We start from the raw sequence: 16,345 nt of genomic DNA on the forward strand, positions 1-16,345 counted from the left end.
CCGATCCGCCCCCCCTCTGACGACCAAAGCACACTGTGTTTTGCAGAGGAATCCTTGGGGGAGGGTCGAAATTTGGGTCGCGCCAGCGAGACAAATTTCGGGGCGGGGTCGCCGTCGATGCCCAGCCCCCGCCCCGAAAAATTCTTCGCTCGCGCTCGAATTTTTCGACCCGCCCCCCAGGGGCGGGTGGCTTTTTTTGTATAAGGTGTTGGACAACAACGTTCCATTCCAGAAAGCGACGGGCGCTCCAATGCTCTCTCCGCAGAAAATCGACGAACTGGCGCATTTCGCCCTCGAACTGGGCGCGGCGGCCGCCGCCGTGACGCTGCCGCATTTCCGCTCGGGCCTCGGCGTCGACAACAAGCGCGGGCACTACGCCTTCGATCCGGTCACGGCGGCCGACCGTGACGCCGAAACCGCGATCCGGAAGCTGATCGGCGAACGCTATCCCGATCACGGCGTGCTGGGCGAGGAACATGGCAATCATGACGGCGCCAGCGACCTGACCTGGGTGATCGATCCGATCGACGGCACGCGCAGCTTCATCACCGGCGTGCCCTTGTGGGGCACGCTGATCGCGCTCAATGACGGCGCGCGGCCGGTGATCGGGCTGATGGCGCAGCCCTATATCGGCGAGACGTTTCTGGGCCGCCCGGGCGGCAGCGAGCTGATCGGCCCGCATGGCACAAGGGCCCTGAAGACCAGCGCCTGCACGAGGCTCGAAGACGCGCTGCTGGGCAACACCGATCCCGGCATGTTCCGCCGCGACGCGGAGAAGGCGGCCTTCCGCGAACTGACCTCGAAAGTGAAGCTCAGGCGCTTCGGCGGCGACTGCTATTTCTACTGCCTGCTGGCGGCCGGCACGCTCGACCTGGTGGTCGAGAGCTCGCTTCAGCCCTATGACATCCAGGCCCTGATCCCGATCATCGAGAATGCCGGCGGCGTCGTCACAAGCTGGTCGGGCGGCGATGCGCAGCAGGGCGGGCAGGTGGTGGCGGCGGCCAATGCCGAACTGCATGCGGCGGCGCTCGAGATCCTCGCCCCGGCGGCCGACGCCTAGGTCGCTTCCAGCCGCCCGGTGAAACGGTCGAAGGCGGCCCAGAAGGCGGCGCGGCAGGGGTCGGTCTCGATCAGGATCTCGTGCCGCGCGCCGTCGATCTCGACCAGTTCGCCGGCCGGCAGATGTGCCGCCGCATGACGCAGCGCCGCGCCGTCGATCAGCCCGTCCTGCGCGGCCAGACAGATCAGCACCGGGGTTTCGATTTCGGCAAGCCAGCCGGGCGCCGAGACCTTGTCGACGGAACGGAAGGCCGCATGCAGCCAGCCGATGGTGGCCGAGCCGAGACCCAGCGCCGGTTCGGCGCGGGTCAGCGCCTGCAGCAGCGCATAGCGCCCTTCGTCATGGGTCAGGATGTTCTCGGCAAAGGGCGTCTCGTCATTGGCCCTGGGCGTGCCGCCGGGCACATAGCGCGCGCCGAGCCCGAGCCGGTCGAGGCCGACGGCAAGCCCCCGCACCGCCAGCGCCATCGCCCGGCCCGGAAATTTCAGCCCCAGCATCGGCGCCGACAGCACGACGCCGGAAAACCAGTCCGGATGGTCATGCGCGCCGCGCAGCAGGATGTTGCCACCCATCGAATGGGCGAGCGCATACCACGGCTTCGGGAAGCCGGACGCGACTTCCGCCATGACATGCGCGAGATCGCGGTCGAAGGTCGCGAAATCGTCGATATGGCCCTTGCGCGGATCGTCGAGCATGCGCGTCGACAGCCCCTGCCCGCGCCAGTCGATCGAGACGACCGAAAAGCCGCGCGCCCGCAGCTCGCCGATCACCTCGAAATATTTCTCGACGAATTCGGTGCGGCCGTTGAAGAGAAACACCGTGCCGCGCGTGCCGCCGCCCCAGGTGAAGAGCCGCAGCCGCGCCCCGTCGGGCAGGGCGAGCCAGCGCGCCTGCCCCTCTTCGGGCATCGGATTGTCCGGGATCAGAACGACCGGCGCGCTCACTCCTTCACCGCGCCAGCCTGCCTTGCCACAATCGGCCGCAACCGGGTCACCGCCGAAAGATCGCCGACGATCCGGATCCGGCCCTGGCGGAAGGCGACATTCTGGTCGACATGGCCCTGCAGGATGTCGAGATTGAGCAGGGGATCGATATGCACCGTGCAATCGGCCGGGATATCGCGGCGGTGCACCTCGTTGGGCGTCTTCCTGCCGTCGATCACCAGCACATCGGCGCCGGGATGCACGAATTTCAGCGTCGCGCCGAGCGACACGTCGCCAGCAAGCGCCGCCCTGAGCAGTGCCTCGATCCCGTCGACCGCGCTTGCGGCCATCTCCGCCGACCGTCCGGCAGGGGCTTTTCTCGTCTCGACCATCGCGATTCCATCCGGTTTGCCGACGCCATCCTAGCACCAGCCATGCCCGGCTGCCCAATCGCGGCTTGCCGTTTTGGCGGTGCCGCCGAATTCCTCTAGGGTTTGCGGGCTGCGCGAAAAGGGGAGGACAGCCGGACCGATGAGCTGGGAAAAGGAAACCGACGAGATCAGGCGCCGCCGGGCGCTGGCCAGACGTCAGGGCGGCGAAGAGGCGGTGGCGCGCCAGCATGCGAAGGGCCGCCTGACGCTGCGCGAGCGGATCGCCGGTCTTGCCGATGCCGCCAGCTTTCGCGAACTCGGCGAAGGCGCCGGCGTGCCGCATTTCGATGCGGACGGCAATCTGGTCGATTTCGAACCGGCCAATTATGTGCTGGGCTTTGCCACCATCGGCGGCCGCCGCGTCGCGATCGGCGGCGAGGATTTCACGCTTAAAGGCGGTTCGCCCAATCCGGCCGGGCTCCGCAAGAGCGTCTATGCCGAGGAACTGGCACTCACTTACAAGGTGCCGCTGATCCGCCTGCATGAGGGCGGCGGCGGCAGCGTGGCCGGCGCAGGCGCCAAGGGCAACACGCGGCCGCTGGGCGAGCCGGTCTTTGCCGATCCGCGCTTCCGCTCGATCGCACAGGTGCTGGGCGAGGTGCCGGTGGCCGCCGCCGCGCTGGGCCCCGTGGCCGGCATGCCGGCCGCCCGCCTCGTCGCCTCGCATTTTTCGGTGATGGTCGAGAATGCGCAGGTGCTGATCGCCGGGCCCAAGGTGGTCGCCCGCGCGCTGAATGAAGACCTGACCAAGGAAGAGCTGGGCGGTCCGGATGTGCATGCCCGTTCGGGCGTGATCGACAATGTGGCAAAGACGGAAGAAGAGGCACTGGCCGAGATCGCCCGCTTCCTCTCCTACCTGCCCGATAATGTCTGGCAATTGCCGCCGCGCGCCGAATGCACCGACCCGCGCGACAGGGCCGAGGAAAACCTGCTCTCGATCGTGCCGAAGGACCGCCGCAAGCCCTTCAACATGCGCAGGATCGTCAAGGCGGTGATGGACGATGGCAGCTTCTTCGAAATGACCAAACGCTTCGGCCCGTCGCTGATCACGGGGCTCGCGCGGCTGAACGGAACCAGCGTCGGCGTCATCGCCAATGACTGCAACTTCTATGCCGGCGCGATGACGGCGGCGGCGGCACAGAAACTTCGCCGCTTCGCCGACATGTGCAACACCTTTCACCTGCCGATCGTTTCCTTTGTCGACGAACCGGGCTTCATGATTGGGTCTGCGTCGGAAAAGGCGGCCACCATCCGCCACGGCACGGCGGCGATCGCCGCCGTGATGCAGAGCCGCGTGCCCTGGGCGAGCGTGATCGTGCACAAGGTCTTCGGCGTGGCCGGCGCCGCGCATTTCGGGCCCGACGGCTTCGTGCTTTCATGGCCGAGCGCGGCAACCGGCGCATTGCCGGTCGAAGGCGGCGTGGCCGTTGCCTTTGCCCGCCAGATTGCCGAAGCGGAAGACCCGGAAGCCTTGCGCGCCGAACTGGAAGCGAAACTCGCCGCCGGGCAATCGCCCTTCCCGCGCGCCGAGGGCTTCTCGGTGCATGAACTGATCGACCCGCGCGAAACAAGGGGCAGGCTTTGCGACTGGCTCGACTGGGTGGAACCGCGCCGCGCGCTGACGCTCGGCCCCTATCTGACGACGATGCGTCCCTGAAGGCCAAACGAGAAAAAGGCCCCGTCACCGGGGCCTTTTCATTGTCGTTGCGCCGCCATCAATAGGACGAGAACAGGATCGCCCCGGTGATGGCGCTGATGCCGAGCCAGAGCGCCACATTGTTCCGGTCGCGGGCCTGGACATGGTAGTAGTCGCCGTAGCGCGGATGGGCGTGGTAGTAAACCGGCGCGCCGAACGAATGGTAGTGATACTGGTGCACGATCTTCGGCCGCCAGTGAGACCACGGCCGGTAGTTGCGGTGATAGACGACCTTGGGCGGCCGGTGGTGATATGCCTGACCGTGACCACGATGATGACCGCCGTGGTAGCTGTGGTGATGTTTCTTGCCGTGAATGAGATGCAGCGTCGCATCGCCCTGAATGCCGGCCGAGACCGGCAGGACCACGGCCGCCTGCGCCACGGCCGGCGCGCCGAAACCAAGGGCGACGGCCAGACCGGCAAGAGCGAGAATCCTCTTCATCGCACTGTCCTTCCATATTCCGCACATACCCCGTATGCGCACAAGGATGGACGCGCCTGGCTGAACCGCAGATGAACGGCCGCACCCCAGGATTTCTGCAGAAAACCTTGCGGTGTGCGTGAGCTCAACCGCCGAGAAACAGGCGGCCGACATCCGGATTGTCGAGAAGCTGGCGGCCTGCGCCGGCCAGCGCGACGCGGCCGGCGACCAGCACATAACCGGTATCGGCGAAATCGAGCCCGCGCCGGGCATTCTGCTCGACCATGATGATGGTCTTGCCCTGCCCGCGCTGCAGCTCGCCGAGAATCTCGAACACCATGTCGATCATGCGCGGTTCGAGACCGATCGACGGCTCATCGACCAGCAGTACCTGCGGGTCCATGATCAGCGCCCGGCTGATTTCGAGCAGGCGGCGCTCGCCGCCCGACAGCACGCCGGCCCTCTCGTTGCGCCTTTTCGCAAGACGATCGTAATGCGCAAGGACGCGCTCGGCCGCAGCCAGCGCCTTCGCGCGGTCGGCCAGCAGATAGCCGCCCATCAGCAGGTTTTCCTCGACCGTCATGTCGGGAAAGACCGAATTGTCCTGCAGGATATAGGCGATGCCGGCATCCTTCAGCTTCTCGCTGGGCGACAGCCGCGTGACGTCGCGCGCATCCGCGACGACACGGCCGGCGGTGATCCTGGTGAAGCCGAAGATCGAATGCAGCACGGTCGACTTGCCGGCGCCATTGGGCCCGACAAGACAAAGGCTCTGCCCCTTGCCGACCGCGAGGTCGATGCCATGCAGGATCTCCATCGCGCCGTAGCCGGCGTGAAGACCCTCGAGCGTCAGCAGTGGCTCGCCCGCGACCAGCGACAGGATCTCCGCGCGCGGCACCGCGCGTGCCATCGCTTCGGCCTCGCGCGCGACATCGCCGACGGACAGCACCGTATCGACGCCGCCCTGCCCGTAGCCGCCCGCGAGGTTGTCGCCGTTCTCCGACATCACGCGACCCCGAGATAGGCATCGAGCACGCGGGCATCGTCGCGGATGTCGGCCGGCGCGCCTTCCGCCAGCACCTGGCCATGCGCCAGACAGGTGATGCGATGCGCGAGGTTCATGATCACGCGCATATTGTGTTCGATGACGAGCAGCGTGACGCCAAGCTCGGCATTGGCGCGGCGCAAGCGGTCGATCAGCCCGTTGATCAAGGTCGGATTGATGCCGGCGGTCGGTTCGTCGAGGAGCAGCAGCCTCGGCTCGTTCATCAGGGCCATCGCGAATTCAAGCAGTTTCTGCTGCCCGAAGCTCAGACGGCCGCCCTTCTCGTCGCGCTTTTCATGCAGGCCGACAAAGGCGAGGAGATCGTTTGCGCGCACGCGCGTCGCCGCCGGCACGGGCTTCAGCAGCGACACAAGCCCACCATGCGCCTCGCGGGCGCTGATCGCCATGTTCTCGGCACAACTCATCTCGCCATAGATGCGCGTCTGCTGCCAGGTACGCAGCAGCCCGAGCCGCGCGATGGGCGCCGCGCGGAGCTGCGAAATCGGCCGGCCCTCGAAATAGACCTCGCCGCCATCGACCGGCAGCGTGCCGGTGATGCAGCCGAACAGCGTCGTCTTGCCGGAACCGTTGGGACCGATCAGCCCCGCAATCTCGCCTTGCTGCACCGTGAGCGAAATGCGGTCGTTGGCGACGACGCCGCCAAAGCGTTTCGTGACCTCGCGCACTTCGAGCATGACGCTCATGGCCGCGCTCCTTCGCGCGCTGCGCGGCGCTCGGCGATCCAGCCCATGATCCCTTGCGGGAAGAAGACGACGATGACGACGATCAGCAATCCGAGCGCGACGCGCTGCCATCCCAGCAGATAGGTCCAGAAGAGCTCCTGCGTGATGTGAAAGACGACCGCGCCGAGGACCGGCCCCCAGAGCGTGCCCTTGCCGCCGAGAATCGCCATCAACACCATCCAGACGCCGAAGGTGGCGCCGGCAAAGGCGACGTCGCGCGGATCGATGAAGCCGATCATGTTGGCCGCAAGCCCGCCCGATATCGCCAGAAAGAAGGCAGCAACGCACCAGGCGAAGACCTTGATCTGCGTCGTGCGCAGGCCCATCGCATCGGCCTTGTCCTGATCGTCGCGAATGGCATTGAGCGCCAGGCCGAAACGCGTGCCGTAGAGCCAGCGCAAGCTCAGAAAGCAGACAATGGCGACGGCAAACAGCGCATAGCAGAAGAACAGTTCGCGTGCCCCCAGTGCACCGGGATAAAGCGGCAGCGCCATGCCGGAGCCGGCACCGACATAATCCCAGCCGGCGGCGATCTCGGCCGCCGTAATGCCGAGGCCGAGCGTGCCGATGGCGAAGTAGTGGCCGCGGATACCCAGCAGCGCCGCGCCGAAGAGCAGCGCCGCCGCAACCGCGATCACCGCGCCCAGCACAAGCCCCAGCGCCAGCGCCTCGAAATAGGGCAGCCCCGCATCGCGCTGCACAACGGCCGCCGCATAGCAGCCGATGCCGAAGAAAACGATATTGCCGAAGGAGTTGTAGCCCATACGGCCGCCCAGCATGTCCCATGTCAGGGCGAAGACGACCATCAGCCAGAGAAAGGAAAGCTGCGTGATGAGGCTGGGCGCAAGAAACGGCAGGCCGAGGCCAAGCACGGCAAGCACGCCCATGATGTGCCAGTCGGAAAGCCGGTTCATTTGAGGTGCTCCCGGCGGCGCGCGGCGCGTCCGTGCCGCCAGACGAGAATCGCGACCATCAGCGCAAAGACAAAGGCGATCTGGAACTCGGTGCCGAGCACGAAGCCGGCGACGTTCTCAAGCGCGCCGAGCCCGAGCCCGGCGGCAACCACCGCGCCGACATTGCCGACACCGGCGACGACGACGACCATGAACGAACGGACCGTATAAGGCAGGCCCATGTACGGATGGATGGTCCAGGCCATGACGGCGAGACTGCCCGCTGCGCCGCACAGCGCCGCATTGAGCGCATAGGTCGCCGCATAGACGCGGCCCGTATCGATGCCGAGAATGCGCGCCGCGCGCGCGTTCTGCGCCGTGGCGCGAATCGCCTGACCGAGCCGCGCATGCCGCAGAAACAGCCACAGCGCGGCGCCGGCGACAAGCGCCAGCACGAAGGCGATCAGCTTGACCCAGGCGACCGTCACCATGCCGTCGAGGAAATAGGCCGAGCCGAGACCGGCATCGACCGAACGCACATCGGCGCCGAAGGAGAGATTGGCAAGCTGCTGGATCAGGATGGCAAGGCCGAAGGTCGCAAGGATCGAAATGAAGACATCCTTGTCGACCACGCGGAAAACGATGGCGCGGTAGATGACCCAGCCCACGCCGAACATGACGACCGCCGAAACCGGCAGGCCAAGGAGCGGTGGCATGCCCGCCTGCACCAGCAGGAAGGTCACGTAGCCGCCGAGCACGACAAGCTCGCCCTGCACGACATTGACGATGTTGAGCACGCCCCAGACCAGCGCCATGCCATAGGCGGCGAGTGCGAAAATCGCGCCGATCAGCAGCCCGTTGACGACGACATCGACGGTGACGGCAGGGAATTGAACGAGCAGCGCAAGATTGTCAAGCACGAGACCTCTTCCGTTCTCAGCGTTCGGACCAGGGCGGCGTCGGCCAGCGGATCTTCGCCTCGGCGAATTCCTCCGGATAGACGACGACATATTGTCCGTCCTGCACCTGGAACAGCACGGTCGGCTTGGCAATGTTCTTGCCGGTCTCGTCGAATTCGATCCGGCCGTAGAAGGTCATCATCTGCGTTTCGGCCAGCGCGTTGCGCACATCTTCGGGGTCGAGCGATTTCGCCCGTTCGAAGGCATCGGCATAGACCTGGACGGCAGCACTCGACTCGGCCGCCTGATAGGGCGCCACCTCGCCATAGGTCTCCTCATAGAGCCGCGCATAGTCCGAGGCGCTGCCGAAGAGGTCGTCGGCATAAGTCAGGGTCGAGGCCCATTGGGCGGCGCAGAGCGCATATTCGGCCGCCGGTCCGAAATTCTCGGCGATGCGCGCCGAGTCGCAATGCGTCAGCGCCAGCATCGGCACATTGACGCGCTGGTCAGCGAACTGCCGGATGGCCAGCGATGCACCCTTGTCGTGACCGGAAATCAGCATCAGGTCGGGCCGGAGCGCCTTGACCTTCGACAAGGTCGCCGACATGTCGTTGAGTTCGGGCGGCAGCTTGTCGTCGACGACAACCTTCATGCCGTGACGCTTCATGTCTGCCAGAACGCCATCGCGCACATCCTGCGAAAAGGGGTCGTTCTCGAACGCCATCGCGACACGGAGCTTCGCGGGGTCGTCGGAGAGCCGCGCCGCGATGTCGACGGCGCCGCGCAGATATTCGTCGGTGGTCGACAGAACGGCGAAGAGATAGCGGTAGCCCTTGCGGAAGAGCGAGATGGCCGCGCCATTGGCCTCGACCATCGGCACGCCGTATTTCTCGGTCACCGGCGCGATGGCTTCGGTCAGCCCCGAAGAATAGGGCCCGAGCAGATATTGCACCTTGTCCTGCTGGATCAGCCGCTCGACCAGTTGCGCGCCGCGCGCCGGCGTCGATTCGTCGTCGTAATAGATGACTTCCAGCCGATAGGGCTTGCCGGCCACGGTAACGCCGCCGGCCTCGTTGATCTTCGTGACAGCAAGATCGTAACCCTTGCGCGTGAAGGCGCCATTCGAGGAATATTTACCCGTAAGCGAAACGGCGGCACCGAGCCGTATCACGCCCGGTTCCTCGGCCGCGGCCGGTGCGACAAGCAGCGCCAGTCCCAGAAAAACCCCGGCAAAGAGCCCTTTTTTCATTGCCGTCTCCCCCTCGGAACCGCTTTTGAAACTGGACCCTTATACCCGTCTTGACGGCCGTATGTGAAATTCCCAAATAAAATTTGCCGGGCGCTGTCGATTGCGGGCCCGGAGGGGAGGACGGCCGCCGGCCGTGATGGCGGCGGCGAAGCGTCCTCCACAGTCGATCACATCGCTTGAATGAGGATGTAACCATGCGCAGCTATGATTTTTCTCCGCTTTACCGCTCGACCGTGGGCTTCGACCAGCTCCAGTCGCTCCTCGACTCGGTGACCCGCGACGCCGGTCAGCCGAGCTACCCCCCTTACAACATCGAACGCACCGGCGAGCATGACTACCGCATCACCATGGCCGTGGCCGGCTTTGCCGAGAGCGATCTCGCGATCGAGGTCAAGCAGAACGTGCTGACCATTGCCGGCAAGCGCGCCGAGCCGGAAGAGGCGAACTATCTCTATCAGGGCATCGCCGGCCGCAGCTTCGAACGGCGTTTCCAGCTCGCCGACCATGTGGAAGTCAACGGTGCCCGTCTTGAGAACGGGTTGCTGCATGTCGATCTCGTGCGCCGCGTGCCCGAGGAACTGAAGCCCCGACGGATCGAGATTTCGGCGGCACCCGCCGGCGGGAAGACGATCGAGGGCAACCTGGCGACGGCCGCCGACTGACGGCTATGCCATCCATGAAAGACGGGGGCGCTCCGGCCGGAGCGCCCCTTCTTGTATTCAGTCCTTCAGCGAAAGTCGCGTCTCGACCAGACTGAGATCGCCATCCATGCGATGGCGCGTGAACCCGAGATCGTCGCACATGTCGAGCATGCCGCGATTCTCCCGCAGCACATGCCCGAAAATCTCCCCGATGCCCCGCATGCGGGCATAGGCAACAAGCTGCTGCATCAGCGCATAGCCGACACCATGCCCCTGCATGTCGCTGCGCACGAGAACGGCATATTCGGCTCGCTCCCGGTCGGGGTCTTCGGAAAGCCGCCCGACGGCTGCGAGATTCGCACATGTCTCGTCGGCAAAGACGACAAAGGCCATTTCGCGATCATAGTCGATCTGCGTCAGCCGCGCCGCCAGTTGGCGGGGCAGCCTTTTCAGCGGTGACAGAAAACGCAGGCGCAGATCTTCGGCATCCGTATGTGCAAGAAGGTCGTCGATCAGCGACGCATCTTCCGGACGCACCGGGCGCAATGGAAAGGAACGTCCGTCGCGCCCGGCAAGCGCACCTTCGAGCGCCGACGGATAGGGGCGGATCGCGAAACGTGACGCGCCATGGCCTTTTGCCGGCTGAATGCGCACCCGCGCATCGAGCGCAACGACACCCTCATGGTCGGCCCAGAGCGGATTGATGTCGAGCTCGGTCACTTCAGGATTGTCGGCGGCGAGATCGCCAAGCGCCATCAGAACACCTGCAATGGCCGCGCGATCGGCCGGCGGACGCCCGCGATAGCCGTCGAGCAGCCGTGAGATGCGGGTGCGCGAAATAAGATCTTCGGCCAGCACCGGGTTGAGCGGCGGCAGCGCCATCGCCTTGTCCCGCACCACCTCGACCGCCGTGCCGCCCTGCCCGAACAGGATGACCGGACCGAAGGTCGCGTCGTCGACGAGCCCCAGAATGAGTTCATAGGCATCCGGTTTCGACGCCATGCGCTGCACGGTGAAGCCGTCGATCTCGGCGCCCGGACGAAGATGTGCCACGCGCGCCAGCATACGCGAAGCGGCTTCCTCGACCGCCGCCGCATTTTCGAGCGCCAGCGCGACGCCGCCGACATCCGATTTGTGGGTGATGTCGGGCGACAGGATTTTCAGGGCCGCCGGGTAGCCGAGTTCGTCTGCGATCCGGGCAGCCTCGGAGGCCGATGGCGCGATCCGCGTTTCGACCACCGGTATGCCATAGGCCGCGAGCAGCGCCTTCGCCTCGACCTCACTCAGCCATTCACGACCGGCCGCAAGCGCCGTTTCGACCAGCCGCCGCGCAGCCGCAAGATCACGCCGGGGCATGGCGGGACCGGCCGGCGGAATTTCCATCAACAGGCGCTGATTGCGGTCATGCCTGACATGCAGCATGAAGGCGCGCACGGCGCCTGTCGGCGTGTCATAGGTCGGAATTCGACTGGCCATGAAGGCTTCTCGCGCCGCCTGTGCCCCCTTGTCGCCGAGCCAGTTGGTGAAAACGGGCTTGCTGCTTGCCGCCGCCGCTTCGATAACGGCCTCAGCCGCAGAGAGATTGTTGACGACGGCAGTCGGACAGTTCATCACCAGCAGCGCATCGATACCGGGATCTTCGAGCATCGCTGTCATCGCATGCGTATAGCGCGCGGCGTTGGCATCGCCGATGATGTCGACCGGATTGGCACGACTCCAGGTGCGCGGCAGCACCTTGTCGAGAGCCGCCACCGTTTCCGGCGAGATCTCGGCGAGACGTCCGCCCTGATCGATGACGAAATCGGTGGCAAGCACACCGACACCGCCGCCATTGGTCAGGATGCCGAGGCGGTCGCCGAGAATGGGGCGCCGTTCGGAGCGTGTCGACAGGGTCTCGACCGCTTCGAAAAGATCCTCGATGCCCAGTTCGCGCAACATGCCTGCGCGACGGAAGGCAGCATGATAGACCGCATCGGAACCGGCCAGGGCGCCTGTATGGGAAGCCGCTGCCCGGGCACCGGCTTCATGCCGGCCCGACTTGATGACGATGACCGGCTTCAGGCGCGACGCCTGCCGCCCTGCCGACATGAACTTGCGCGCGTCGGAAATGGATTCGATGTAGAGCAGGATGCTCTTTGTCTGCGGATCGGCCGCCAGAAAATCGAGCATGTCGCCGAAATCGACATCGGCCATGCCGCCCAGAGAGGCGATGGAGGAAAAGCCGATGCCGCGGCTCGTCGCCCAGTCGAGTACGGCGGTCACGACAGCACCCGACTGAGAAACGAAGGCGACATTGCCCTTCAGCGGCTGGACGTGACCGAACGAGGCGTTGAGTCCGTTGCCGGGCGCCATCAGTCCCAGGCAATTCGGCCCGGCGATGCGCAACAGATGCGGTCGCGCCGCATCGAGCATCTGCTTCTGAAGCGCCCGCCCCTCCTTGCCAAGCTCGCCGAAGCCAGCCGTGATGACCACGGCCGCCCGCGTGCCGCGTGCGCCGAGCTCGGCAATCAGTCCGGGCACGGTCTGTGGCGGTGTCGCTATGACGGCCAGATCGGGCGCCTGCGGCAACCCGGCGATGTCGCGATGAAGCTCGACATCGCCGATACGGCCGCCCCGCGGATTGACGGCCCATATCGGTCCCTCAAGGCCCGCACCGGCAAGATTCTGCAGCAGGACATGCCCGACCGAGCCTTCCCGGCCACTGGCGCCGATCAGGGCGACCGAACGGGGCGCGAACATACGGTCGAGATTGCGGATCGACATGAATTCGGCCTTCCTGACGAGAGTGCCGACGTCTGGCAGCACCGCGACGATGCACCTGGACTATGACGCAAATGCGAAGCAGGCACAGGTCCGTTTATCGTCGCACCCATCACACTCCGGGAGAACAGGAATCATGGCTCTGCAGGCGCGTCTATCGACCGCATGCCATGCCTTCTCGTCAGGAATCGATGGATTCATCCGCAGACGGAGAAGAAGGGCTATGCCACGCTCAATCTGCATGGCAGCGGCGAGATCACCGGCGGACACCGTTCGGCGTCCCGCATGTGTCCCGGGCCGTCCCGCAACCTTCCGAAGCGCGTCGTGCAGTATCGGATGTCGACATTTCCCTCAACGCCGGGTGCGGGCGATGCCCGCGAAAAGCCGGCGGGCCGCCAACGCCCAAAGCCTTGAAAATAAAGACTAAAACCGATCATTTTCCAGGCAAATCCAAGTCCGCCCTTAGGGTGGCCTTAACCTACCCTCTGCTATCAATATTTCACCGTATCCGGGGGATGCGGGGAGGGGCCATGCGGCCCGTTGTCGGCAAGGCCGAAACGCCTTCTCGACAGACAGAAATACCGACGGGGACATGGGCGACAGCATCAAACCCGCCATTGGAGCCAGTTCGCTTCGCTCGTTGATCGGGCCGACGGCGCGCGACCTCGCGCTGAAGATGTTCCTGTTGCTGGTGCTGATCAGCGCCGTGCAGTCGATTCTCGACTACCGCCATCTCCGCGGCATGATGTTCGACCATGTGTCGCAGCGCGCATCCTCGGTGAGCGATCACCTCGCAATGCGTTCGGTCCTGGATCACGATTTCGGCATCGCCGAAGCAAGTCAGGCCGTCACGCGAGAAGTGCGCTGGCATTCCGATCTGCTGGCAGTCTATCTGGTCGATGCGGCCGCGCTCCCGCTGGCAGGCAAGGGCGCCGCGCGCATCGAAGATACCGCTGCCTTCCTTGCCGATCCGGATATTCGCGAGGCCATCCGCCTGAGTTTTGCGGAAGGCCGCGCCTCCAGCTTCGAGGTGAAGACCGGCGGCGTCGACGGCTGGGCGCATGTCGCGGCACTGCCCGAGGAAGGCATCGGTACAGTCACCGTTGTCGACTTGCGGCCGGCCCGGTCCGAGCTTGCCGCTTCGATCACCGGCGCCGTTTTGCGGCGCGGCGTAACCGCCGCCATTATGACCCTTGTGCTGTTCTTCCTTCTGCATCGCGCGGTCATCGGGCCGATTACCAGACTCGCAGATGCAGTCCGCACAAGCCGGACCACCGGCCGTTTCGACACGCCGGTCGACATGCCGAAGAACGAACTCGGCGATCTGGCGGGCCTCTTCGACCGCGTGTTCGGACAGTTGCAGACAAGCTTGCGCGAGAACGAACAGTTGGCGCTGGTCGCCAACGGTACCGATGCCGGCGTTTTGATCGCAGACAAGGACGGCCGCATCGCCTGGGTCAATGCCGGCTATGCCCGCATGACCGGTTTTTCGCAGCGCGACATCGAGAACCGGACACCACGCGAAATTCTGACCGACCATGCCGGCGCCAGCGCCCCGACGATCCTGGCCGCGAGCGTCGCCGATGGCGAGGCGCGCAATGTCGAAACGATCGGCCTGACGCGGGACGGAAAGCAATACTGGGCTGCCATCGAGGCCCGGCCGATCCGCGATGCCGACGGAGCGATCCGGAATTTCATCGTAATCGAAAACGATATCACGGCGACAAAGGACACCGAGATCGCTCTGACGCGCAGCCGGCAGGAACTGCAGGATCGCGTTCTCGACCTTCAGGTCACCTATCGCCAGCTCGAGCAGGAACGCGCCAATCTGGCGCGCTCGACGCAGGAACTCTCCAGCGCCAAGGAAGCCGCCGAAAACGCCAATCGCGCCAAGTCGGCCTTTCTTGCCACGATGAGCCATGAGCTGAGGACCCCGATGAACGGTGTGATCGGCATCGCGGATCTCATGCTCTCCAGCGAAATACCGCCGGCACAGCGCGAGCGCGTCGAAATGATCCGCGAGTCGGGCGAATGCCTGCTCACGATCCTCAACGACATTCTCGACCTGTCGAAGCTCGAGGCAGGCCGAATGGTTCTCGAGAACGAAGTCACCAGGCCGCACGAGATCATCGAGACGGTGGTCGAGGTGATGCGCCCCAATGCCGAGGAGAAGCGCCTGACGCTGAATGTCGAGATCAGCGACAATGTGCCGGACTGCATCATCGGCGACGCCACCCGCCTTCGGCAGATCCTCTTCAACCTGATCGGCAATGCGATCAAGTTCACACCCGAGGGCCGGGTCGACGTGAGCCTCGACGCCAAACCCGACCGCGAAGCCGACGCGATGGAACTGCTTTTCACCGTGCGCGATACCGGCATCGGCATTCCCGACGCGATGCTGCCGCAGCTCTTCACACGCTTTCAGCAGGCCGACTCGTCGATCTCGCGCACCTATGGCGGCACGGGTCTTGGTCTGGCGATCGCACGCGAACTGGCCACGTTGATGAACGGCACGATTTCGGTCGAAAGCCAGGAAGGCAAGGGCAGCACTTTCCGCGTCCGCCTCCCCGTCCAGCTGGTCGAGTCGTCACCCGCGGCCGCGCCGCAGCACCGGGACGAGACGCCCGCGCAAACGGAAAATGAGCAGCGTCCCCTGAGAGTCCTGCTGGCCGAAGATCAGCCGGTCAACCAGAAGCTGATGATGGCCGTGATGGAGCGCCTCGGGCACGACCTGACGATTGCCGAGAACGGCGTCGAAGCCATCCGACGCCTGCGCGAGAACCGCTTCGACCTGATCCTGATGGATATCCAGATGCCTTTGATGGATGGCATCCAGGCGACGAAGGTGATCCGGAGCTTCGACGAACCCTGGCACGATATTCCGATCGTCGCCGTCACCGCACATGCGATGGACGGCCACCGCGAGGCCTATATCGCGGCCGGCATGGACGGCTTCGTCTCGAAGCCCTTCAAGATCGACCTGCTGGTCGCCGAGATCGAACGCACAACGCAGCGCCGCCTGTCGACGCCCCCGACGATCGACGTGGCGCAAACCGCCGCGGAGCCGCAATCGGCGACGGATGCGGCCGATCCTCTGGCAGATATGCTGGATGAACTGGACCGGATGACCGGCTAGATTTCGCCGCGCCCCGTCAATGCACGAAGCTTCTCGGCAATGCGCTGGCCGGTTTCCCCGCCGTCGCCGGCAATGTTGTTGTCGGAAACCGTCTTCAGCATACGGATATGCATGTTGACGATATTGCGCTCTTCGGGTGAGACCCGTGTGCCGCTGCGCAGATAGTCACAGAAAGAGGCGCCGATCACGGTGACAAGGTCATAGCCGAACGACCCGCCCTGCCCCTTGATGTTGTGAGCGATGCTGTGCATTTCGGCGAGCGCTTCGTCGGCCGGCGCACCGCCTTCGACGCGGGCCCAGACTTCCTCGAGCGCCGCGATGTCCTCAGCAAGCTGCACCCGATAGGTATCGCGCAGCGCCTCGACCGCGGCCTCGGCCTGCGCGATCAGCGATCCGTAGTCGCCCGTCGCTTCGTCCTTGGGAATTGCCATTGCTCCACCCACGATTG

The 16,345-nt window shown here is 65.0% G+C and carries 14 protein-coding genes; 4 read left to right on the forward strand and 10 right to left on the reverse strand.

Annotated features, from left to right (window positions below; translation table 11 throughout):
• The first annotated feature begins 250 nt into the window (after window positions 1-250).
• Window positions 251-1,060, forward strand: a complete 810-nt coding sequence (gene hisN, locus AAC071_RS07170) for a histidinol-phosphatase (RefSeq protein ID WP_339831263.1) — start codon at window positions 251-253, stop codon at window positions 1,058-1,060.
• Here hisN and AAC071_RS07175 read toward each other — a convergent pair.
• Together AAC071_RS07175 and AAC071_RS07180 are read right to left on the reverse strand one after the other, a co-directional pair.
• Window positions 1,057-2,004, reverse strand: a complete 948-nt coding sequence (locus AAC071_RS07175; RefSeq protein ID WP_339831264.1) for an alpha/beta hydrolase — start codon at window positions 2,002-2,004, stop codon at window positions 1,057-1,059. The two genes, hisN and AAC071_RS07175, sit on opposite strands and share 4 nt — an antisense overlap.
• Complete coding sequence (locus AAC071_RS07180; RefSeq protein ID WP_339831265.1) at window positions 2,001-2,375, reverse strand: SCP2 sterol-binding domain-containing protein; 375 nt, start codon at window positions 2,373-2,375, stop codon at window positions 2,001-2,003. Before AAC071_RS07180 ends, AAC071_RS07175 begins: the two co-directional genes overlap by 4 nt.
• A 139-nt stretch (window positions 2,376-2,514) precedes the next feature.
• Here AAC071_RS07180 and AAC071_RS07185 point away from each other — a divergent pair, with 139 nt between their 5' ends.
• A complete protein-coding gene (locus AAC071_RS07185) occupies window positions 2,515-4,071 on the forward strand; it encodes a carboxyl transferase domain-containing protein (RefSeq protein ID WP_339831266.1) in 1,557 nt (518 codons plus the stop codon).
• 58 nt (window positions 4,072-4,129) lie between these two features.
• Here the strand turns inward: AAC071_RS07185 and AAC071_RS07190 are convergent, their stop codons facing one another.
• The 6 genes from AAC071_RS07190 to AAC071_RS07215 all read right to left on the reverse strand — a co-directional run bounded on the left by AAC071_RS07190 (window position 4,130) and on the right by AAC071_RS07215 (window position 9,360).
• Window positions 4,130-4,552, reverse strand: coding sequence for a hypothetical protein (locus AAC071_RS07190; protein WP_339831268.1), 423 nt, complete (start codon window positions 4,550-4,552; stop codon window positions 4,130-4,132).
• A 124-nt stretch (window positions 4,553-4,676) separates the two neighbouring features.
• Complete coding sequence (locus AAC071_RS07195) at window positions 4,677-5,537, reverse strand: ABC transporter ATP-binding protein (protein WP_339831270.1); 861 nt, start codon at window positions 5,535-5,537, stop codon at window positions 4,677-4,679.
• Entirely contained in the window at window positions 5,537-6,280 is a 744-nt protein-coding gene (locus tag AAC071_RS07200; RefSeq protein ID WP_339831271.1) for an ABC transporter ATP-binding protein, read from the reverse strand. Before AAC071_RS07200 ends, AAC071_RS07195 begins: the two co-directional genes overlap by 1 nt.
• A complete protein-coding gene (locus tag AAC071_RS07205; RefSeq protein WP_339831272.1) occupies window positions 6,277-7,233 on the reverse strand; it encodes a branched-chain amino acid ABC transporter permease in 957 nt (318 codons plus the stop codon). The genes AAC071_RS07200 and AAC071_RS07205 overlap by 4 nt, the downstream gene beginning before the upstream one ends.
• The gene (locus tag AAC071_RS07210; RefSeq protein ID WP_339831273.1) at window positions 7,230-8,132 is read right to left on the reverse strand and encodes a branched-chain amino acid ABC transporter permease; all 903 of its coding nucleotides are present in this window, start codon (window positions 8,130-8,132) and stop codon (window positions 7,230-7,232) included. Before AAC071_RS07210 ends, AAC071_RS07205 begins: the two co-directional genes overlap by 4 nt.
• Window positions 8,133-8,148: 16 nt before the next feature.
• Window positions 8,149-9,360 (reverse strand): amino acid ABC transporter substrate-binding protein, encoded by a 1,212-nt coding sequence (locus AAC071_RS07215; protein WP_339831274.1) that lies wholly within the window; start codon window positions 9,358-9,360, stop codon window positions 8,149-8,151.
• A gap of 194 nt (window positions 9,361-9,554) precedes the next feature.
• On the opposite strand from AAC071_RS07215, the gene AAC071_RS07220 reads away from it, so the two are divergent.
• Complete coding sequence (locus AAC071_RS07220; protein ID WP_339831275.1) at window positions 9,555-10,022, forward strand: Hsp20 family protein; 468 nt, start codon at window positions 9,555-9,557, stop codon at window positions 10,020-10,022.
• 57 nt (window positions 10,023-10,079) lie between these two features.
• Here AAC071_RS07220 and AAC071_RS07225 read toward each other — a convergent pair whose 3' ends face one another.
• A complete protein-coding gene (locus AAC071_RS07225) occupies window positions 10,080-12,764 on the reverse strand; it encodes a bifunctional acetate--CoA ligase family protein/GNAT family N-acetyltransferase (protein WP_339831276.1) in 2,685 nt (894 codons plus the stop codon).
• Window positions 12,765-13,353: 589 nt separating this feature from the next.
• On the opposite strand from AAC071_RS07225, the gene AAC071_RS07230 reads away from it, so the two are divergent.
• Window positions 13,354-15,897, forward strand: coding sequence for an ATP-binding protein (locus tag AAC071_RS07230; RefSeq protein WP_339831277.1), 2,544 nt, complete (start codon window positions 13,354-13,356; stop codon window positions 15,895-15,897).
• On the opposite strand, the gene AAC071_RS07235 is transcribed toward AAC071_RS07230, so the two are convergent.
• Window positions 15,894-16,328, reverse strand: coding sequence for an Hpt domain-containing protein (locus tag AAC071_RS07235; RefSeq protein ID WP_339831279.1), 435 nt, complete (start codon window positions 16,326-16,328; stop codon window positions 15,894-15,896). The two genes, AAC071_RS07230 and AAC071_RS07235, sit on opposite strands and share 4 nt — an antisense overlap.
• Window positions 16,329-16,345: the final 17 nt, after the last annotated feature.

The organism is uncultured Parvibaculum sp., assembly GCF_963975745.1.
Taxonomy (GTDB): Bacteria; Pseudomonadota; Alphaproteobacteria; order Parvibaculales; family Parvibaculaceae; genus Parvibaculum.